The sequence below is a fragment of the Streptomyces sp. NPDC055749 genome, from assembly GCF_053617235.1.
In genome coordinates this window covers 153,455-172,499 of sequence record NZ_JBSHFH010000013.1, presented here as the reverse complement: position 1 = coordinate 172,499, position 19,045 = coordinate 153,455, and the positions used below count along the sequence as shown (strand labels likewise).

16 protein-coding genes, 2 rRNA genes and 1 riboswitch are annotated in these 19,045 nt (G+C 68.5%); of the genes, 14 read left to right on the top strand and 4 right to left on the bottom strand.

All coding sequences use genetic code 11. From position 1 onward, the window contains the following. From ACWGO0_RS13055 to ACWGO0_RS13000, 12 genes are all read left to right on the top strand, one after another. Nucleotides 1–73: ribosomal RNA gene (locus ACWGO0_RS13055) — 23S ribosomal RNA — on the top strand; the annotation flags it as partial. A 79-nt stretch (nt 74–152) separates the two neighbouring features. Further along, a 5S ribosomal RNA gene (gene rrf, locus ACWGO0_RS13050) occupies nt 153–269 on the top strand. Between the two features lie 148 nt (nt 270–417). Continuing rightward, nucleotides 418–1,026: a CDP-alcohol phosphatidyltransferase family protein gene (locus ACWGO0_RS13045; RefSeq protein WP_453532503.1), complete on the top strand. Its 609-nt coding sequence runs from the start codon at nt 418–420 to the stop codon at nt 1,024–1,026. Nucleotides 1,027–1,137: 111 nt separating this feature from the next. Further along, nucleotides 1,138–3,633 (top strand): sugar phosphate nucleotidyltransferase, encoded by a 2,496-nt coding sequence (locus ACWGO0_RS13040; protein ID WP_453532500.1) that lies wholly within the window; start codon nt 1,138–1,140, stop codon nt 3,631–3,633. Nucleotides 3,634–3,730: 97 nt separating this feature from the next. Beyond that, entirely contained in the window at nt 3,731–4,651 is a 921-nt protein-coding gene (locus ACWGO0_RS13035; RefSeq protein ID WP_453532497.1) for a DUF881 domain-containing protein, read from the top strand. Then, complete coding sequence (locus ACWGO0_RS13030) at nt 4,648–4,980, top strand: small basic family protein (protein WP_003970459.1); 333 nt, start codon at nt 4,648–4,650, stop codon at nt 4,978–4,980. The genes ACWGO0_RS13035 and ACWGO0_RS13030 overlap by 4 nt, the downstream gene beginning before the upstream one ends. 5 nt (nt 4,981–4,985) lie before the next feature. Further along, on the top strand, nt 4,986–5,780 hold the full coding sequence (locus ACWGO0_RS13025) for a DUF881 domain-containing protein (RefSeq protein WP_453532494.1): 795 nt from the start codon (nt 4,986–4,988) through the stop codon (nt 5,778–5,780). Nucleotides 5,781–5,970: 190 nt separating this feature from the next. Then, nucleotides 5,971–6,765: an FHA domain-containing protein gene (locus ACWGO0_RS13020; protein WP_453532491.1), complete on the top strand. Its 795-nt coding sequence runs from the start codon at nt 5,971–5,973 to the stop codon at nt 6,763–6,765. 17 nt (nt 6,766–6,782) lie between these two features. After that, nucleotides 6,783–7,526: a transcriptional regulator FtsR gene (gene ftsR, locus ACWGO0_RS13015; protein WP_453532488.1), complete on the top strand. Its 744-nt coding sequence runs from the start codon at nt 6,783–6,785 to the stop codon at nt 7,524–7,526. A gap of 53 nt (nt 7,527–7,579) precedes the next feature. Further along, nucleotides 7,580–8,053 (top strand): bifunctional nuclease family protein, encoded by a 474-nt coding sequence (locus tag ACWGO0_RS13010; RefSeq protein ID WP_014044725.1) that lies wholly within the window; start codon nt 7,580–7,582, stop codon nt 8,051–8,053. A gap of 168 nt (nt 8,054–8,221) precedes the next feature. Beyond that, nucleotides 8,222–8,848 carry a MerR family transcriptional regulator gene (locus ACWGO0_RS13005; protein ID WP_453532484.1) on the top strand — a complete coding sequence of 209 codons (627 nt, stop codon included), beginning with the start codon at nt 8,222–8,224 and terminating at the stop codon, nt 8,846–8,848. A 75-nt stretch (nt 8,849–8,923) separates the two neighbouring features. After that, nucleotides 8,924–10,381 (top strand): DNA polymerase IV, encoded by a 1,458-nt coding sequence (locus tag ACWGO0_RS13000; RefSeq protein WP_453532481.1) that lies wholly within the window; start codon nt 8,924–8,926, stop codon nt 10,379–10,381. Here ACWGO0_RS13000 and ACWGO0_RS12995 read toward each other — a convergent pair. Next, nucleotides 10,303–10,674, bottom strand: a complete 372-nt coding sequence (locus ACWGO0_RS12995) for a PRC-barrel domain-containing protein (protein ID WP_453532478.1) — start codon at nt 10,672–10,674, stop codon at nt 10,303–10,305. The genes ACWGO0_RS13000 and ACWGO0_RS12995 overlap by 79 nt on opposite strands. A gap of 133 nt (nt 10,675–10,807) precedes the next feature. After that, nucleotides 10,808–10,905, top strand: a riboswitch (glycine riboswitch). A 194-nt stretch (nt 10,906–11,099) separates the two neighbouring features. Here ACWGO0_RS12995 and gcvP point away from each other — a divergent pair. Then, nucleotides 11,100–13,985: an aminomethyl-transferring glycine dehydrogenase gene (gene gcvP, locus ACWGO0_RS12990; protein ID WP_453532475.1), complete on the top strand. Its 2,886-nt coding sequence runs from the start codon at nt 11,100–11,102 to the stop codon at nt 13,983–13,985. Between the two features lie 111 nt (nt 13,986–14,096). On the opposite strand, the gene ACWGO0_RS12985 is transcribed toward gcvP, so the two are convergent. Both ACWGO0_RS12985 and ACWGO0_RS12980 read right to left on the bottom strand, forming a co-directional pair. Beyond that, a complete protein-coding gene (locus ACWGO0_RS12985; RefSeq protein WP_185302003.1) occupies nt 14,097–14,303 on the bottom strand; it encodes a DUF5999 family protein in 207 nt (68 codons plus the stop codon). A 301-nt stretch (nt 14,304–14,604) separates the two neighbouring features. Continuing rightward, on the bottom strand, nt 14,605–15,192 hold the full coding sequence (locus ACWGO0_RS12980; RefSeq protein ID WP_453532471.1) for a hypothetical protein: 588 nt from the start codon (nt 15,190–15,192) through the stop codon (nt 14,605–14,607). A 483-nt stretch (nt 15,193–15,675) separates the two neighbouring features. Between ACWGO0_RS12980 and ACWGO0_RS12975 the strand changes: the two genes are divergently transcribed. Further along, on the top strand, nt 15,676–17,181 hold the full coding sequence (locus tag ACWGO0_RS12975) for a glutamate-cysteine ligase family protein (protein ID WP_453532468.1): 1,506 nt from the start codon (nt 15,676–15,678) through the stop codon (nt 17,179–17,181). 21 nt (nt 17,182–17,202) lie between these two features. On the opposite strand, the gene ACWGO0_RS12970 is transcribed toward ACWGO0_RS12975, so the two are convergent. Then, entirely contained in the window at nt 17,203–18,990 is a 1,788-nt protein-coding gene (locus tag ACWGO0_RS12970) for a substrate-binding and VWA domain-containing protein (protein ID WP_453532465.1), read from the bottom strand. Nucleotides 18,991–19,045: the final 55 nt, after the last annotated feature.

The window sequence follows — 19,045 nt, the reverse complement described above, 5'->3', positions numbered from 1 at the left end:
GTTGATAGGCCAGATGTGGAAGCCCGGTAACGGGTGGAGCTGACTGGTACTAATAGGCCGAGGGCTTGTCCTCAGTTGCTCGCGTCCACTGTGTTAGTTCTGAAATAACGAACGGCCGTGTTTTCATCCGGTGTTGGTTAATTTCATAGTGTTTCGGTGGTCATTGCGTTAGGGAAACGCCCGGTTACATTCCGAACCCGGAAGCTAAGCCTTTCAGCGCCGATGGTACTGCAGGGGGGACCCTGTGGGAGAGTAGGACGCCGCCGAACAATTATTCCGGGAAAGCCCCGTACCGCAAGGTACGGGGCTTTTCTGCGTTCAGGGTGCTGTCCTGCGATACCCCAGTGCACCGGTACACGGTGGCTGAGGGTAGGGTCAGGGGGCATCATTGGCACATTCTTCACAGGAGGCCCCCGGGTGGAGGTCCAGGAGACTCGGGTTCAGACGGACCGGGTCCTCACCATCCCCAATGTCCTCAGCATGGCTCGCCTTGCCGGGGTCCCGCTCTTCCTGTGGCTGATCCTTCGCCCCGAGTTCGGCGGGCCCCAGAGCGATGGCTGGGCCCTGCTGGTGCTGATGTTCAGCGGTGTCAGTGACTACCTCGACGGAAAGCTCGCCCGTCGGTGGAACCAGATCAGCAGCCTCGGGCGGCTCCTGGACCCCGCGGCCGACCGTCTCTACATTCTTTCGACCCTCGTCGGACTGACCTGGCGGGAGATCCTGCCGCTGTGGCTCACAGCGGCACTGCTCGCCCGCGAGCTCATGCTGCTGGTGATGGTCGCTATCCTCCGCCGGCACGGCTATCCGCCCCCGCAGGTCAACTTCCTGGGCAAGGCTGCAACGTTCAACCTCATGTACGCCTTCCCCTTGTTGCTGCTCAGTGACGGAAGTGGTTGGCTTGCTACGTTGGGTGCCATTTTCGGATGGGCGTTCGCCGGATGGGGTACAACGCTCTACTGGTGGGCAGGGATCCTCTACGTGGTCCAGGTCCGCCGGCTCGTCAAGGCGGATGAAGTAGCCGATTGAGCTCGTTGATGCGGTGCCGCGCAGCGTTGCCGGCCCGCATTTGATGTGTAGATGATGCCCGACGGGCAAAGTCGGCTAGACCGTCGTCTCTTCAAGGAGGACGTTTCCGACATGAAGGCCGTCGTGATGGCTGGTGGTGAAGGCACTCGCCTTCGCCCCATGACCTCAAGCATGCCCAAGCCGCTTCTGCCCGTGGCCAATCGGCCCATCATGGAGCATGTCCTGCGGCTGCTCAAAAGGCATGGGCTCAATGAGACAGTCGTAACCGTCCAGTTCCTCGCCTCGCTCGTCAAGAATTACTTCGGCGACGGCGAAGAGCTCGGAATGGAACTCACCTATGCCAATGAGGAGAAGCCACTCGGCACAGCCGGGAGCGTGAAGAATGCCGAGGAAGCTCTCAAGGACGACACATTCCTCGTCATCTCGGGTGACGCGCTCACCGACTTCGACCTCACCGATCTCATCGCCTTTCACAAGGCGAAGGGCGGGCTCGTCACCGTCTGTCTGACTCGGGTCCCGAATCCACTGGAATTCGGGATCACGATCGTGGACGAAGAGGGCCAGGTCGAACGATTCCTGGAGAAGCCGACCTGGGGACAGGTTTTCTCGGACACCGTCAACACGGGTATCTACGTGATGGAGCCCGAGGTATTCAACTACGTCCAGGCGGACACCTCCGTGGACTGGTCCGGGGACGTCTTCCCGCAGCTCATGAAGGAAGGCAAGCCGATCTACGGCTATGTCGCCGAGGGCTACTGGGAGGACGTGGGCACGCACGAGAGCTATGTGAAGGCCCAGGCCGACGTCCTGGAACGCAAGGTCGACGTCGAGCTCGACGGCTTCGAGATCTCCCCGGGCGTATGGGTGGCCGAAGGCGCCGAGGTGCACCCCGACGCCGTACTCCGCGGGCCCCTGTACATCGGTGACTACGCCAAGGTCGAGGCGGACGTCGAGATCCGCGAGCACACCGTGGTGGGGTCCAACGTCGTCGTCAAATCCGGTGCGTTCCTGCATCGGGCGGTCGTGCACGACAACGTCTATATCGGCGAGCACAGCAATCTGCGTGGCTGTGTGATCGGTAAGAACACCGACATCATGCGGGCTGCCCGCATCGAGGACGGTGCGGTCATCGGCGACGAATGTCTGGTCGGTGAGGAATCGATCATTCAGGGGAATGTGCGGGTCTACCCGTTCAAGACGATCGAGGCCGGGGCCTTCGTCAACACGTCGGTGATCTGGGAATCGCGCGGACAGGCGCACCTCTTCGGCGCCCGTGGTGTCTCCGGCATCCTGAACGTCGAGATCACCCCCGAACTCGCGGTGCGCCTCGCCGGCGCCTATGCCACCACCCTCAAGAAGGGGTCGACGGTCACGACGGCGCGTGACCACTCCCGTGGTGCCCGAGCGCTGAAGCGAGCCGTCATCTCCGCGCTCCAGGCGAGCGCGATCGATGTCAGGGACCTGGAGAACGTCCCCCTGCCCGTGGCCCGTCAGCAGACCGCGCGAGGCAGTGCCGGCGGCATCATGATCCGTACGTCCCCGGGGGTGCCCGACTCGGTCGACATCATGTTCATCGACGAGCGGGGAGCGGACCTCTCGCAGGCTCTGCAGCGCAAGCTCGACCGCGTCTACGCCCGCCAGGAGTACCGCAGGGCCTTCCCCGGTGAGATCGGGGATCTGCACTTCCCGTCGAGCGTCTTCGACTCGTACACGGGCTCCCTGCTCCGTAACGTCGACACGACCGGGATCGCCGACGCGAACCTCAAGGTCGTCGTCGACGCCTCAAACGGCAGTGCCGGGCTCGTGCTGCCCAGCCTGCTGGGGCGGCTCGGTGTCGACGCGCTGACCATCAACCCCGGGCTCGACGAGTCCAGGCCCACCGAGTCGGCCGAGACCAGGCGGGCCGGGCTGGTGCGGCTCGGAGAGATCGTGTCCTCCGCGCGGGCCGCCTTCGGTGTCAGGTTCGACCCCGTGGGTGAGCGCCTCTCTCTCGTCGATGAACTGGGCCGGATCATCGAGGACGACCGGGCACTGCTGGTGATGCTCGACCTCGTGGCCGCGGAGCGGCGCAGTGGGCGGGTGGCACTGCCCGTGACGACCACGCGTGTCGCTGAGCAGGTTGCCGCGTACCACGGCACCCAGGTCGAGTGGACCACCACGTCGCCGGACGATCTGACGCGGGTGGGCCGCGAGGAAAGCACCATCTTCGGTGGAGACGGGCGCGGTGGATTCATCGTTCCCGAATTCAGCAGCGTGTTCGACGGGTCTGCCGCGTTCGTGCGGCTGCTCGCCCTCGTGGCCAGGACCCAGCTCACGCTCAGCCAGATCGACGCCCGCATTCCGCGCGCCCATGTGCTGCGTCGCGACCTGGCGACGCCGTGGGCGGTCAAGGGGCTCGTCATGCGCCGTGTCGTCGAGGCGGCGGGGGAGCGCAGTGTGGACACCACGGACGGCGTCCGCGTCGTCGAGGCCGACGGACGCTGGGTGATGGTGCTGCCCGACCCGGCCGAAGCGGTCACCCACCTGTGGGCGGAGGGGCCCGACGACGCTTCGGCGCAGGCACTGCTCGACGAGTGGTCGGCGATCGTGGACAGCGCGGGCGACTGACCCGCATACGGTGCACCGGGAGCTGTCACGGCACCGCTCCCGGTGCACCGGTGGGGCCATTCGGCGGTAGCCACAGTGACGTGCGACGATGTGCGGCATGTCGCAGCAGTCCCCCGATCGGAGCACCGCCTCTCCGCCCGCCCGCCCCGACGCGTCCATGTCGCTGCTGACCAATGTGATGGACCACAGCCTCGACGAGGGATATGCCGAGGCTTCCGCGCGCCGGAAGGCCGACGGGAGCGCGGGCCTGCCCCGTACGCTCAAGTCGAAGCTCGGTCTCGCCGCAGGTCTGGTGGTGGCCGCCCTCGTAGTGACCCTCGGTGCCGCGGAGGCGCGTATCTCGGCGCCTGTGGTGGCCAAGGAGCGCGAAGAGCTCATCGACCGCATCGACGCGGAGACCACCGCGGCCGATGCCCTCGAAACCGACGTCGACGAGTTGCGTACGGACGTGAGCGAGCGGCAGCGCAAGGCCCTCGAACAGCACGGTGGTGACCAGGGCGAGCTGGTGGCGCTGCTCTCCGGAGCGACCGCGGTCGAAGGACCTGGGGTGAAGCTCGTCGTCGACGACGCCGAGGACACCGACCAGGGCGGAGGCGGTCCGCGTGAGTCGACCGGTTTCGCCGACACCGGGCGGGTACGGGACCGCGACATGCAGCGGGTCGTCAACGGCCTCTGGCAGTCCGGCGCGGAGGCGATCGCCATCAACGGGCAGCGGCTGACCGCCCTTTCGGCGATCCGTGCGGCGGGCGACGCCATACTGGTGGACAACAGACCGCTCGTGCCGCCGTACACGGTGCTCGCGGTGGGGGACGGCAAGAGGCTCGCCACGGCGTTCCAGGACAGTGCCGACGGTCAGTATCTCCACGCGCTGCAGGAGAGTTTCGACATCCGTACCAGCATTTCCGATCAGCAGAAGGTGCGCCTGCCCGCTGCGCCGAGCCTGATCGTGCGCACAGCAGAGCCGAAGGCCGCAGACACCCGCAGTGGTGCGGCGGATACAGGGAAGGGCACATCGTGATCGCCGTACTGGGCCTCGTCGTGGGAGTCGTGGTCGGACTGTTGGTCCGGCCCGAGGTGCCGGCGGTGGTCGAGCCCTACCTGCCGATCGCCGTCGTCGCCGCGCTCGACGCCGTCTTCGGCGGCCTGCGGGCCATGCTGGACGGAATCTTCGTGGACAAGGTCTTCGTGGTCTCGTTCCTCTCGAACGTGGTGGTGGCCGCCCTGATCGTGTTCCTCGGAGACAAACTGGGTGTCGGAGCCCAGCTCTCCACCGGTGTGGTGGTCGTGCTCGGCATCCGGATCTTCTCCAACGCCGCCGCGATCCGCCGGCACGTCTTCCGGGCTTGAGGCCGATGAGTAACGACGCAACCCCCAACGGCGAGGAGCGCACCGGCGAGCAGCCGGTCGACGCACCCGCACCCACCGTCCTCTCCGGGCGCCAGCGACTGATGGCGGGGCTCTGGCCGCCACGGGTCAGCCGTGCCCAACTCATCGTCGCCCTGCTGCTGTTCGTCCTCGGTCTGGGGCTGGCCATCCAGGTCAGGTCGAACAGCGACAACAGCGCGCTGCGCGGCGCCCGTCAGGAGGACCTGGTCCGCATCCTCGACGAGGTCGACGACCGGACCCAGCGGCTCGAGGACGAGAAGCAGCGCCTCGACGACCAGCGCACGGAGCTGGAGAACAGCTCCGACCAGGCCGAAGAGGCGCGGAAGCAGACGCTCGAGAAGGAGCGTCAGCTCGGTATCCTCGCCGGCACGGTGGCGGCGCACGGCCCCGGCATCACGCTGACCATCAGCGACCCCACCGGCGCGGTCGAACCGGACATGCTGCTCGACGCCATTCAGGAGCTTCGGGCGGCAGGTGCGGAGGCGATCGAGGTCGACGGAGTCCGTGTGGTGGCCGGTACGTACTTCTCCGGTGAAGGGGGTGCGATCGAGGTCGACAGCCGCAAGATCGAGGCTCCCTACGAGTTCAAGGTCATCGGCAAGCCGCAGGACCTGGAGCCGGCCCTGAACATCCCCGGCGGAGTCGTGCAGACACTGGAGAAGGAGCAGGCCACCGCCCGGGTGGAACGAGCCGACGACATCGTCGTCGATGCCTTGCGACCGGCGCAGCGGCCTGACTACGCTCGGTCGTCGCCCCAGTGAGGCCGTGGCGCATGGGCGCCGCAGGACACGGGCATGAGGTTCCGGGGGGTCGGCGCATCGTATTGGTGGCGCGTGGTGGAAACTGTCGAGTGGCTACGGACGTTGTGAAGATGTCCGGGTCGGCAGGTGTGGTCATTCAGGGTTCGTCCTGCCCCACGGGCGGGTCTATGTCGGTCAAGGGGAAACGCCCGTGAAGTTGTTTGCGAAGTTGTTCGGAAAGAGCGCACGCGAGGACAGCGGCAGCGCTGCCCGCCACCGTGCTCCGCGGCATGGCCAGGGTGAGGAGCAGGGCGTGGACCGCCCGCTCTTCCGTGACGAGGTGTCCGGTTCCGCCGGTGACATTTCGGGTGCTCCCGGCGCGTCGTCCGACCCTGCCGGTGCCGGACGCATAGGTTTCGGGGAACCATCAACCTCAAGTACGGGTGGAGGGTTTACCCACGCCCCGGAGGGCTCCTCCATGCCGGTTTGCGCGAGGTGCGGCCACCGCAACGCCGAGGCCAGCCGATTCTGTTCCAACTGTGGTGCGCCGCTGAGGGGCGGAGTGCCGGAGCGGGCTTCGGAGACCACGTCGACCATTTCGATCTCCGGTCTCGAGGCGTACGAGGCGGAGGCGACGGGGCAGACCATGCTCCCCTCGCTGTCGCCGGAGGCCCAGGCCGCCGTAGACGCCCTCCCGGCGGGCTCCGCGCTGTTGGTGGTGCGCCGAGGTCCGAACTCGGGCAGCCGCTTCCTGCTGGACGGCGACCTGACCACGGCGGGCCGTCACCCGCAGAGCGACATCTTCCTCGACGACGTGACCGTGTCGCGGCGCCATGTGGAGTTCCGCAGGAACCCCGACGGCAGTTTCACGGTCGGGGATGTCGGCAGCCTCAACGGCACGTATGTGAACCGTGAGCGCATTGATTCCGTTCCGCTGACCAACGGCGACGAAGTCCAGATCGGGAAGTACCGGCTGGTCTTCTACGCGAGCCAGCGGAGCGTGTGACCCTTCAGGGAAGGTCCATGCTGCGAACATCCACGGGCGGTGCCGGTCACGGCACCGCCACCGCGGACGAGCGAGCGATGAGCATCGGCACGGTGCTCCTTCGGCTGCGCGACGAGTTTCCCGAAGTCACCATCTCCAAGATCCGGTTCCTGGAGGCCGAAGGGCTGATCGAGCCGCAGCGGACGCCTTCCGGATACCGGAAGTTCAGCTCCGGCGATGTCGAGCGGCTGGCTCAGGTCCTGCGGATGCAGCGGGACCACTACCTGCCTCTCAAGGTCATCCGTGGTCATCTGGACGCCCTCGCCAGGGGCGAGAACGTCGCCCTGCCGGCCGCGGGAGGGCAGCGGGATCTCGGCGACGGCTCCTGGGACGCCGACCCGGGCCGGGCGACAGCGGCCAGGATCGGGCGCTCCGAGCTTCTCGCCGCCGCCGAGGTCACCGGGGACCAGCTCGACGAGTGGGAGTCCTACGGGCTGATCTCGCCCACTCCGGAGGGCGCCTACGACGCCGAGATGGTCACCGTGGCAAAACTTGTGGCGGATCTGGGGCGATTCGGTCTGGAACCTCGGCATCTGAGGGCCATGCGAGCGGCCGCGGATCGTGAGGCCGGGCTCGTCGAGCAGGTGGTCGCGCCCCTGCGCCGGCACAGGAATCCGCAGACCAGAGCCCATGCGGAGGCCACCGCGAAAGAGCTCGCCGAGCTCTCCGTACGGCTTCACTCGGCGCTCGTGCAGACGGCTCTCGGCATCCGACTTCACTGAGCTCGGCGGAGCCCGACTACCCAAACATGGCGAGCACGTCCTAGGGTTGCTGTGTGAACGAGCTCGACGTTGTGGGTGTCCGGGTGGAAATGCCCTCCAATCAACCGATCGTGCTCCTGCGTGAAGTGGGAGGCGACCGGTACCTCCCCATTTGGATCGGTCCCGGCGAGGCGACAGCGATCGCCTTCGCCCAGCAGGGCATGGCTCCGGCCAGGCCGCTGACCCATGATCTCTTCAAGGATGTGCTCGAGGCCGTAGGCCAGGAGCTCACCGAGGTCCGTATCACGGACCTCCGAGAAGGGGTCTTCTACGCGGAGCTGGTCTTCGCGAGCGGGGTCGAGGTGAGCGCGCGGCCGTCCGACGCCATAGCGCTCGCCCTGCGCACCGGCACGCCGATCTACGGCAGTGACGGGGTGCTGGACGATGCGGGGATCGCCATCCCTGACGAGCAGGAGGACGAGGTGGAGAAGTTCCGCGAGTTCCTCGACCAGATCTCGCCGGAGGATTTCGATACCAACAGTCAGTGACCGTCCAGCAGGGGTGCAGTCAGCGCATCCGACAAGCCGTTCCCGGTAGCGAGTCACGGGAAACCACCCTCAGGGTGATTATCACTCGGCGTGCCGAGTGTGGCGATCGTTGACGCACCCCGAGTGACTGCCTACCTTCGAGATGGCAGGTCAAGGACGGAGGTCGGCGTGAGAAGCAGCGGCGACGGTACGGTGGCGGGCGGGCCGTATCCGCAGCAGGGCAGTGCAGCCGACCACAGCATCAGGCAGCCGGTTCCACCGGTTCAGCCGGTGGTGGCGGCGGCGGACGGTGTGGCAGCGGTGGGCGACATCGGCTACCGGGGCCCGACCGCGTGTGCGGCGGCGGGTATCACCTACAGGCAGCTCGACTACTGGGCGCGTACAGGGCTGGTCGAGCCGAGTGTGCGTCCCGCGTACGGGTCGGGGACCCAGCGTCTCTACAGTTTCCGGGATGTGGTCCTCCTCAAGATCGTGAAGCGGTTCCTGGACACGGGTGTCGCTCTGCAGAACATCCGCAGCACGGTCCAGCATCTGAGGGCCCGCGGATTCCAGGACCTCGAACGCATGACGCTGATGAGCGACGGCGCGACGGTCTACGAGTGTTCCTCGCCCGACGAGGTCGTGAAGCTGCTCCAAGGAGGTCAGGGCGTCTTCGGCATCGCCGTCGGCGTCGTCTGGCGGGACGTGGACGTGGCCCTGTCCCAGCTGCACGGCGAGCGGGTCGATACCGGCGAGACACTGATCGGCAACAACCCCGCGGACGAACTGGCCAGGCGACGCAACCGCGCCGGGTGAGCGGTGTGGACTGCCCGGGCCTCCAGGGGCGCCGGGCAGGCCGATTGTCAGTGCCATAGGGCAGCATCGATTGATGTGAGAGCCGCGCCCACCATCCTGCATCTGGACATGGATGCCTTCTACGCCTCCGCGGAGCAGGCGGCGAAGCCGAGCCTGCGCGGCAAGCCCGTGGTGGTGGGCGGTCTCGGGCCGCGCGGGGTCGTGGCCACCGCCTCGTACGAGGCACGACGCTTCGGCGTCCACTCGGCGATGCCGATGGCCCAGGCCCGCAGGCTCGCGCCCAACGCCGCCTACCTGGTGCCGCGCTTCACCCTGTACCGAACGGTGAGCGACCAGGTGATGGGGCTCCTGGGGCGCATGTCACCCCTCGTGGAGCCGCTCAGCCTGGACGAGGCGTTCGTCGACCTGGAGGCCGGCGGGGTCGCCGACGACTCGGCCTCGGCCCGCGAGATCGGCGAGCAGCTGCGTACCGCGATCAGGGCCGTCACAGGACTCACCGGTTCCGTCGGTCTGGCCGGGTCCAAGATGCTGGCCAAGATCGCCTCGGAGGAGGCCAAGCCGGACGGGCTCTTCCTCATCGAGCCGGGTACCGAACGGGAACTTCTGGCGCCCATGTCCGTGCGCATCCTGCCGGGCGTCGGGCCGGCCACGGGAGACCATCTGCGGCGGGCCGGGATGACCACGGTGCGCGATCTGGCCGACGCCGGCGAGGCGGAGCTCGTACGGCTGCTGGGCAAGGCGCACGGCGCCTCGCTGCACCTCATGGCCCTCGGGTACGACGACCGGCCCGTGGTGGCGGAGCGGGACGCCAAGTCCGTATCGGTCGAGGACACCTTCGATGTGGACCTGCACGACCGGGTGCGCGTCAGGACCGAGGTGGAACGGCTCTCGGACCGGTGCGTACGGCGGCTGCGGGCCGCGGAGCGCTCGGGGCGGACCGTGGTGCTGAAGGTGCGGCGCTACGACTTCTCGACGCTCACCCGCTCCGAGACCCTGCGGGGGCCCACGGACGACCCCACCGTGATCAGGGAGGCCGCCGCGCGGCTGCTGGAGGCCGTCGACACCACCGGGGGCGTACGACTGCTCGGGGTGGGCGTCACGGGGCTTGCGGACTTCACCCAGGAGGATCTGTTCGCGCAGGCCGCCGACGCGCTGAGCGCCGCCGCGGACCTCGAGGCGACCGCCGAGGCCGGTGCCGACGAGGAACCGGCGGACGCGACCGAGGAAGCCACCGAGGAGACCCCAGAGCAGCTAGCCGCACGGCGCTGGCCCTCCGGACACGACGTACGGCACGAGACGTACGGCCACGGGTGGGTCCAGGGCAGCGGCGTGGGCCGGGTGACCGTGCGCTTCGAGGAACCGGGCGACGCCCCGGGCCGCGTACGCACCTTCCGCATCGACGACCCGGAGCTGCAGCCGGCCGAGCCGCTGCCGCTCGTGAAGGACCCCGTGGACTACTCCTCCTGGCCGGCCAGCCTGCCGAAGTCCCGGTCCGGGGCCACGTCCTCGGGGGGCGGCGAGTCCAGACCGTAGTGGCGGTACAGCTGCAGCTCCTGTTCCGGTGAGAGATGCCGGCCGACACCGAAGTCGGGCGCGTCCTTGATCAAGGCGCGGTCGAAGGGGATGCGCAGCGAGTCTTCGACGAATTCGCTCGGCTCCAGGGGCACGAAGGCGTCCCTGCTGAACAGCCCGGTACGCACCGCCGCCCACTCGGGCACACCGGTCGCGTCGTCGAGATAGACCTCATCCACCGTTCCGATCTTGGCGCCCTTGCGGTCGAATGCCTTGCGGCCGATCAGGCTGCGCGGATCGATATCGGTCTGCACGGTGCCTCCCACTGGTCGCAACAACTGAGGGTGGTCCCCCTATTACTCCACAAGCACTACGAAAGTGCAGATCGAGGGCGTCGGCCACTCGAGACGGCCGGCGCGTGCCCGCTGGTACGCTGGCAGTGGCTGCTGACCCCGTGCGGGAGAGTCCTCCGGTTAAGAACCCGGAGGCGCCGAAGGAGCAAATCCTCCCCGGAATCTCTCAGGCCCCCGTACCGCACGGTTGAGGTCACTCTGGAAAGCAGGACGGGACTCGTACGGGCAGATGCCGGCACGGGACCCTTCCTCACCGACGGTGAAAGCCGGTACGCCTTGGCGCGTGCCGGTGAAGCTCTCAGGTTGAGATGACAGAGGGGGAGGCCGTTCGGGCACCCACGCCGTGGTGCCCCTCGCAGGTCGTGACAGACCAGGAGGCCTCCATCATGACCCCCCGTCGCACTCCGCTCTCCCAGCTGGAGCAGGGCATTCCCTTCGAGCAGCGCCACATCGGGCCCGATGGCGAGGCCCAGGCGAAGATGCTCGCCCAGGTCGGCTACGGCTCCCTCGACGAGCTCACCGCCGCCGCGGTGCCCGACGTGATCAGGAGTGCGGAGGCGCTGAACCTCCCCGCCGCCCGCACCGAGGCCGAGGTCCTGGCCGAGCTGCGCTCCCTCGCCGACCGCAACCAGGTGCTCGCCCCGATGATCGGGCTCGGCTACTACGGCACCTTCACCCCGCCGGTGATCCTCCGCAACGTCATGGAGAACCCGGCCTGGTACACGGCGTACACCCCGTACCAACCGGAGATCTCCCAGGGCCGCCTCGAGGCGCTCCTCAACTTCCAGACCATGGTCGCCGAGCTGACCGGACTGCCGACCTCGGGCGCATCCCTGCTCGACGAGGGCACCGCCGCCGCCGAGGCCATGGCGCTGGCGCGGCGCGTCGGCAAGGTCAAGAACGGCGTCTTCCTGGTCGACGCGGACACCCTGCCGCAGACGATCGCGGTGATAGAGACCCGCGCGGAGCCGACCGGTGTCGAGGTCGTCGTCGCCGACCTTTCCGAGGGCATCCCCGCGGACGTCGCCGAGCGCGGTGTCTTCGGCGTGCTGCTCCAGTACCCGGGTGCCTCCGGAGCCGTCCGGGACATCAAGCCCGTCATCGAGCAGGCCCACGAGCTCGGCGCGATCGTCACCGTCGCCGCCGACCTGCTGGCCCTGACCCTGCTCACCTCGCCCGGCGAGCTGGGCGCGGACATCGCGGTCGGCACCACGCAGCGCTTCGGTGTGCCGATGGGCTTCGGCGGACCGCACGCGGGCTTCATGGCCGTACGCGAGAAGTTCGCCCGCTCCCTGCCCGGCCGTCTGGTCGGTGTCTCCGTGGACGCCGACGGCAACAAGGCGTACCGCCTGGCCCTCCAGACCCGCGAGCAGCACATCCGCCGGGAGAAGGCCACCAGCAACATCTGTACCGCTCAGGTGCTGCTCGCCGTGATGGCCGGGATGTACGCGGTCTACCACGGCCCCGACGGGCTGCGGACGATCGCCCGGCGCACGCACCGCTACGCCACGATCCTCGCCGAGGGCCTGCGGTCCGCCGGCGTGGACGTGGTGCACGGTTCCTACTTCGACACGATCACCGTGCGGGTCCCCGGCAAGGCCGAGGAGATCGTCGCGGAGGCCCGTGGGCGCGGTGTGAACCTGCGGCTCGTCGACGGCGACCTGGTCTCCCTCGCCTGCGACGAGACCACGACCCGTACGCAGATCTCCGCCGTCTGGGCCGCCTTCGGCGCCGACGGCGACATCGAGGCGCTGGACGCGGCCACCGCGGACTCGCTGCCCGATGATCTGCTGCGCACGGACTCGATCCTGGCCCACCCCGTTTTCCACCAGCACCGTTCCGAGACGGCGATGCTGCGCTACCTGCGCAAGCTGGCCGACCGTGACTACGCGCTGGACCGCGGAATGATCCCGCTCGGCTCCTGCACCATGAAGCTGAACGCGACCACGGAGATGGAGTCGATCACCTGGCCCGAGTTCGGCGCGCTGCACCCCTTCGCGCCGGCCGAGCAGGCCCAGGGCTTCCTGACCCTGATCCGCGAGCTTGAGGAGCGTCTGGCCGAGGTCACGGGCTACGACGCCGTCTCCATCCAGCCGAACGCGGGCTCGCAGGGCGAGTTCGCCGGTCTGCTGGCCGTTCGCGCGTACCACCGGGCCAACGGCGACGACCAGCGCACGGTCTGCCTGATCCCCTCGTCGGCGCACGGCACCAACGCCGCGAGCGCCGTGATGGCCGGCATGAAGGTCGTCGTGGTGAAGACCGCCGACGACGGCGAGGTCGACATCGAGGACCTGCGCGCGAAGATCGAGAAGCACCGCGACGAGCTCGCCGTGCTCATGATCACGTACCCCTCGACGCACGGTGTCTTCGAGGAGCACGTCGCGGACATCTGCGGCGAGGTGCACGACGCGGGCGGCCAGGTGTACGTCGACGGCGCCAACCTCAACGCGCTGGTCGGTCTGGCCAAGCCCGGCAAGTTCGGCGGCGACGTCTCGCACCTGAATCTGCACAAGACCTTCTGCATCCCGCACGGCGGCGGCGGTCCGGGTGTCGGCCCGGTCGGCGTGCGCGCCCACCTCGCGCCGTACCTCCCGAACCACCCGCTCCAGCCCGCCGCGGGCCCGGAGACCGGCGTGGGGCCGATCTCGGCCGCCCCGTGGGGCTCGGCGGGCATTCTTCCCATCTCCTGGGCGTACGTGCGCCTGATGGGCGGAGAGGGCCTCAAGCGGGCCACGCAGGTGGCCGTGCTCGCCGCGAACTACATCGCCAAGCGGCTCGAACCGCACTACCCGATCCTGTACAACGGCCCGGCCGGTCTGGTCGCGCACGAGTGCATCGTCGACCTGCGGCCGATCTCCAAGGCGACCGGGGTCAGCATCGACGACGTGGCCAAGCGCCTGATCGACTACGGCTTCCACTCGCCGACCATGTCGTTCCCGGTGGCCGGGACGCTGATGATCGAGCCGACCGAGAGCGAGAACCTCGCGGAGCTCGACCGTTTCTGCGACACGATGATCGCCATTCGCGGCGAGATCGAGAAGGTCGCCTCCGGTGAGTGGAGCGCGGACGACAACCCGCTGAGCAACGCCCCCCACACGGCGGCGGCGCTCGGTGGCGACTGGGCGCACGGCTACAGCCGTGAGACGGCGGTCTTCCCGGCCGGTGTGTCCCCCGCGGACAAGTACTGGCCGCCGGTGCGCCGGATCGACGGTGCCTTCGGCGACCGCAACCTGGTCTGCTCCTGCCCGCCGCTGGACGAGTACGACAACTGAGGTACAAGCGGTAGAGCGTGACGCGGACATGCGTCGGGGCCGGTGCGGAGACTTCTCCGGCCGGCCCCAGTTCGTACGGCCGCTGTCAGGGTCTGATCCAGACGGCGGACCCTAGGCGGCTTTCATGATCCGGCCGGTTTCCAGCGGCCGGTGCGGTGCGATGATCTGCCCGTCCGGGAGCAGTTCGCCGGTGTCCTCGAAGAGCAGGACGCCGTTGCACAGCAGGCTCCAGCCCTGCTCCGGGTGGTGTGCCGTGAGGCGCGCGGCTTCCCGGTCGGCGGAGTCTGCGGACGGGCAGGGTGGCTGGTGCTGGCACATGGATGGGTTCTTTCGCTGCGTTGAGTTGATTGTCCTGCGGCTTGACGGTGTGTTCATGGCCGCCCCCGTATCAGTCGGTCCGGTCCCAGTGTTGCCCCACGGGAGTCATTCCGCAGGGATTTCGTGGCAGCTCTTGTCCTCCTCTGAGGACGCATCACCCGGCCGGGCGGTTCAGGGCAACTCCACTGTCTCTTCGGGTGGTTCGGGGTGGCCCGTACGGACTAGTCCGTACGGGCAGAACCGCGCCCCCGCCGCGGAGTTCCGGTAGCCGGAACAGCGAGGCGGGGGCGACGGAAGGGGTTCAGGCGGGCGAGCCGAGCAGGGGGCCGGGCGGAATGCGCAGCGTCATCACGGGCAACAGGTCGGCGACCGCGTGCGGGCGGTGGGCGGCGATGCCCGGGGGTGCGGGCGCCAGTGGTACGAGAACGTCGGTCGGGTCGAGTGTGCCGCCGGACGCGTCGGCTGTGATGTCACCGTGCAGCCACAGCGTGAGCATGTAGAGACCGGGGATGGACAGCAGGCGCGGCTGGCACGGGGCCGTCGCCGCTTCGGCCTGTCGCACGGCCAGCTCCGTCGAGGCGATGTACGGGCCCTCGAAGAAGTGCGAGAAGGCCCAGCCGTCCGGAGTCAGCATGGTGTCCGCGGCGGCGATCGCGCGGTCCCCGCTGCGGATCATGAAGCGCCAGCCGGCGAGGCGGGTGCTGGGTGCTGCCTCGTTCGGAGTGATCCTGTCCAGTACGTGGACGGGGAGCGGTAGTTCGGGGCTCAGCGGTCCCTGGACGGACCGGAGAGCGGGCGTGCGGGCCTCGCGGACTGCGGTGGGAGAACCGAGTGCCGCGAGAACGCTGCGCAATGCGGGCGCGGGAGCCTGGGGTACATGCAGCGGCATGGTGAGTCGCCTCTCACTTCGGAGACACGGTGATGCGTGGGCGGGTGCAGACGGCGCTGTCGGCGTGCCGGGGCCAGAGGACGGCCGGTAACGGGGCCTGTGCGTCAACTCTCTGCCTCGTTCGCGGAGTTTATACGACACGTGTTCACACGGTGTTTCCGCTAGCCGTTTCCCATATTGTCCGCAAGGCGGTATCAGGACTTCGGAATGCGGAGTTTCAGGTGATTCGGCCTGCCCGGACTTCCTCCGCCAGGGGTTTACCCGATACGGCGGTAGGCTGAAACTCGACGATGCTTTCACCGCGCGTCAGGCAGCGGAATGTGCAGCTGCGCCATGCCGACGGAATGTGCCCCCGGCCTCCGTCATCAGACTATCGGCTACCCGGGGTCCATGAGGGCGTTATCGATCACGTCGTCTGGGCATTATCGATCGTGATACGAACGGCCTGGGCCGCGGGCCGGTCAAACGAGGAAGGACGCTGCCATGGGGGAGAAGGTCGTGGCGGGCGCCTTTGACCTGTCCGATCGGCAGGCTTACCGCGAGAAGCTCAACCAGTGCCTGGAGGGGCTGGGGAGGCTGCTGGCGGAGCGGAGGTTCGAGCGTCCCAGGAATCTCATGGGGCTGGAGATAGAGCTGAATCTCGCAGGTGCGGACGGTATGCCGCGGATGATGAATGCCGAGGTGCTCCAGCGCATCGCGAGCAAGGATTTCCAGACCGAACTGGGGATGTTCAATCTCGAAGTAAATATCGTTCCGCACCGTCTGAGCGGTCGCGTTTTCGATCAGCTCGCCGAGGAGCTGAGGACCGGGCTCGCCTATGCCCACCGGAAGGCCGGCGAGGTCGACGCGGGCATCATGATGATCGGAATCCTGCCGACGCTGGGCAGGGAGGACGTGGTCTCGGCGAATCTTTCCGAGGTGGACCGCTACACGCTGCTCAACGACCAAATGGCGGCGGCCCGCGGCGAGGATTTCGCCCTCGATATCGAGGGCGTGGAACGACTTGTCTTCACCTCTCCGTCCATCGCTCCGGAATCGGCGTGCACCTCGGTCCAGCTGCATCTGCAGGTGACGCCGGACCGCTTCGCCGACGTGTGGAACGCGGCGCAGGCCATCGCCCCCGTGCAGATCGCACTCGGGGCCAACGCGCCCTTCCTGTTCGGCAAGGAGCTGTGGCGGGAGACCCGGCCGCCGCTGTTCCAGCAGGCCACGGACGTCCGGCCGCCGGAGTTCCGCAATCAGGGCGTGCGCCCGAGGACCTGGTTCGGTGAGCGCTGGATCAGCTCCGCGTACGAACTCTTCGAGGAGAACCTGCGCTACTTCCCGCCGCTGCTGCCCATCCGCGACGACGAGGACCCACTGCGCGTGCTCGACCAGGGCGGGGTGCCACAGCTGGCGGAGCTCGTCCTGCACAACGGCACGGTCTACCGCTGGAACCGGCCGGTCTACGGCCTGTCCGGCGGTGTTCCCCACCTGCGGGTCGAGAACCGGGTGCTGCCGGCAGGACCCACCGTGACCGATGTGATCGCGAACGCGGCCTTCTACTACGGTCTCGTGCGCGCGCTGGCCGAGGAACCCCGGCCGGTATGGACCAGGCTGCCGTTCGCCGCCGCCGCCGAGAACTTCGACACCGCCTGCCGGTACGGCATCGACGCCGAGCTGCTCTGGCCCCGCCCCGGCCGCTCGGGCGGCATCACCAAGGTGCCCGCGGTCAAGCTCGTACGCGACGAACTGCTGCCCCTGGCCGCCGCCGGGCTCGATTCCTGGAACATCGAGCCCGCGGACCGCGATCTCTACCTCGGTGTCATCGAGGAGCGGTGCAAGCGGCGGATGAACGGGGCCTCCTGGCAGGTCGACACCTACCACCGGGCCCTGGAGGCGGGTCTCGAACGGGACGCGGCGCTGGCCGCCACCACCCGGCGCTACGGCGAACTGATGCAGGCCGGTGAGCCCGTGCACACCTGGCCGGTGGGCTTCCCCGCGCCCTGAGCCAGGGGGCCACGTCGCGGGCTACTCGCCCCCGGCGGGGCTGCTCTGTCCGGCCGTCATGATCGCCTGGAGGATCACCGCCTGGATCTCGGCCGGGTCGCTGACCTGGTAGCCGCCGCCCCCGGTCACCTCGGCTATCGCGGCCACCTCCTCGCGATCGGCGTCGGGACCGACGGCGATGGCGATGATCGGAACGGGGCGCTCCGGGTCCGCGATCGTCTTGAGCTGCGCGATGAGCGCGCTGCGGGAGATGCTGACCGGGTCCTGGTTGGAGCCGTCCGTCAGGATCACCAGGGCGTTGAACTTGCCCTTTACATACGTCGACTGCGCCTCCTTGTACGAGGCCAGCGTCGTGTCGTACAGACCCGTCGCGCCGTTCGGCACGGGCTGGAGTTCGGCGAACGCGGCGGCGAGCGCCTCCCGGTGGGTGCGACCGCCCTTCGCCGGGTCGCCGAGCCGGCGGGTGGGCATCAGCTTGCGGTAGTCCTTCGTGCCGTCGAGCGTCGTCGCGAACTCCCAGAGCCCGATCTCGTCGTTCGGCGTGAACTGGGTGAGTGCCTGGATCAGGGACGCCTTCGTGACGTCCATCCGTGACTGCCCGCGGCCGGGTACGAGGGTGGCCATGGAGCCGGAGGCGTCGACGACGGTGGTCAGCCGCGCGCTCTGCACGGTGATCGTCCACATGCCGAGCGTCTCCTGGAGCGCCGCCGCGGAGGGTGGAGCGGCGGCCGATGTGGCGTACGGCTGGGGCTTTTTGCCGCCCGCCGCCGCGACGACCGACGTGCCCGCCGTGCCGTCAGCGATACGGAACCCCCGCTGTTCCAGCGTGCGCCGGGAGCTCTCGTCCCTGAGCAGGGTCATGAACCGCAGGGCCGCGCGGGACTGGTCGGTGGTCAGTTCCGGTTCGTTGACCAGTGCGTACGGATAGTTGAGCAGCGGGGTGCCGTCCTTCGGATAGAAGAGGTCCAGCCTTCCGCCGCCGGTCGAGTCCGCGTTGTGCGTGAAGGCCGCCTGCTCCGAGAGGAGCACCGCCTGGTTGCGTTTCGGGTTGCCCTCCTCGGCGCCCGAGCTGTCCTGGGCCAGCGTCTCCAGCACCTGGGCGTCGCTGTCGGACATCCGCTGCGCCAGGACCTTCGCGGTCTCGGCGACCCGGGTGTCGCTGTCCCCGCCCTGTTCGTCGGACGAAGCGCCGATGCTGGCGAGCGCCAGCAGGCCGGTGGCGCTCCGCGCGGGGTCCGCGGCGCCGAGGCGTACCTTGTCCGACTGCATGGCGGAGGCGACCAGCTCGGCCCAGGAGTACGTCTTCCTGGGCCAGCCGAGCGTCCTGGACGCGGACGGCACCATGGCGAAGGCCACCGGGGACGCGGCCACCGAGTCGCCGGGGGCGACCGGGATTCCGTCGCCGTTCCCCCTGGCCCTGTCCAGCCAGAGGTCCGAGTCCGGCAGCCAGACCTGGTAGTCGGGTGCCTTGTCACTCCTGGCCAGCGCGTCCGCGACCTTGTAGGAGTCGCGGGCCACCACCTCGACGTACAGGCAGTGGCCGTCCGATCTCACCCCGTCCTTGCGCGCCCTGTCGGCGACGGCACGCACGGCGGGGGCGATGTCGGGGGAGGCGACCATGGACACCCGTACCGCGGAGTCCTCACAGGACTCGGAGAGCGACAGCAGACCGCCCTGCGCGGCGACCGCCGTTCCCGCCGCCACTGCGAGCACGAGCATGGTGGCGATGGCGACGGTGCGGCGGCGCCGGGGAGGGGCGTCCCCGGCGCCCTCCGTCGCGTAGTCGTCGGGCAAGCTGTGACGTCCCATGTCGGTGGTGCCCCTCCTTGAGGATGAACAAGGAAAAGGGGGACCACACCATCAC

Bases quoted from the DNA above. Each gene is read 5' to 3' on its own strand.
- ACWGO0_RS13040 (WP_453532500.1), top strand. From the start codon at position 1,138: ATGAAGGCCGTCGTGATGGCTGGTGGTGAAGGCACTCGCCTTCGCCCC.
- ACWGO0_RS13035 (WP_453532497.1), top strand. From the start codon at position 3,731: ATGTCGCAGCAGTCCCCCGATCGGAGCACCGCCTCTCCGCCCGCCCGC.
- ACWGO0_RS13025 (WP_453532494.1), top strand. From the start codon at position 4,986: ATGAGTAACGACGCAACCCCCAACGGCGAGGAGCGCACCGGCGAGCAG.
- ftsR (WP_453532488.1), top strand. From the start codon at position 6,783: ATGCTGCGAACATCCACGGGCGGTGCCGGTCACGGCACCGCCACCGCG.
- gcvP (WP_453532475.1), top strand. From the start codon at position 11,100: ATGACCCCCCGTCGCACTCCGCTCTCCCAGCTGGAGCAGGGCATTCCC.
- ACWGO0_RS12985 (WP_185302003.1), bottom strand. From the start codon at position 14,303: ATGTGCCAGCACCAGCCACCCTGCCCGTCCGCAGACTCCGCCGACCGG.
- ACWGO0_RS12980 (WP_453532471.1), bottom strand. From the start codon at position 15,192: ATGCCGCTGCATGTACCCCAGGCTCCCGCGCCCGCATTGCGCAGCGTT.
- ACWGO0_RS12975 (WP_453532468.1), top strand. From the start codon at position 15,676: ATGGGGGAGAAGGTCGTGGCGGGCGCCTTTGACCTGTCCGATCGGCAG.
- ACWGO0_RS12970 (WP_453532465.1), bottom strand. From the start codon at position 18,990: ATGGGACGTCACAGCTTGCCCGACGACTACGCGACGGAGGGCGCCGGG.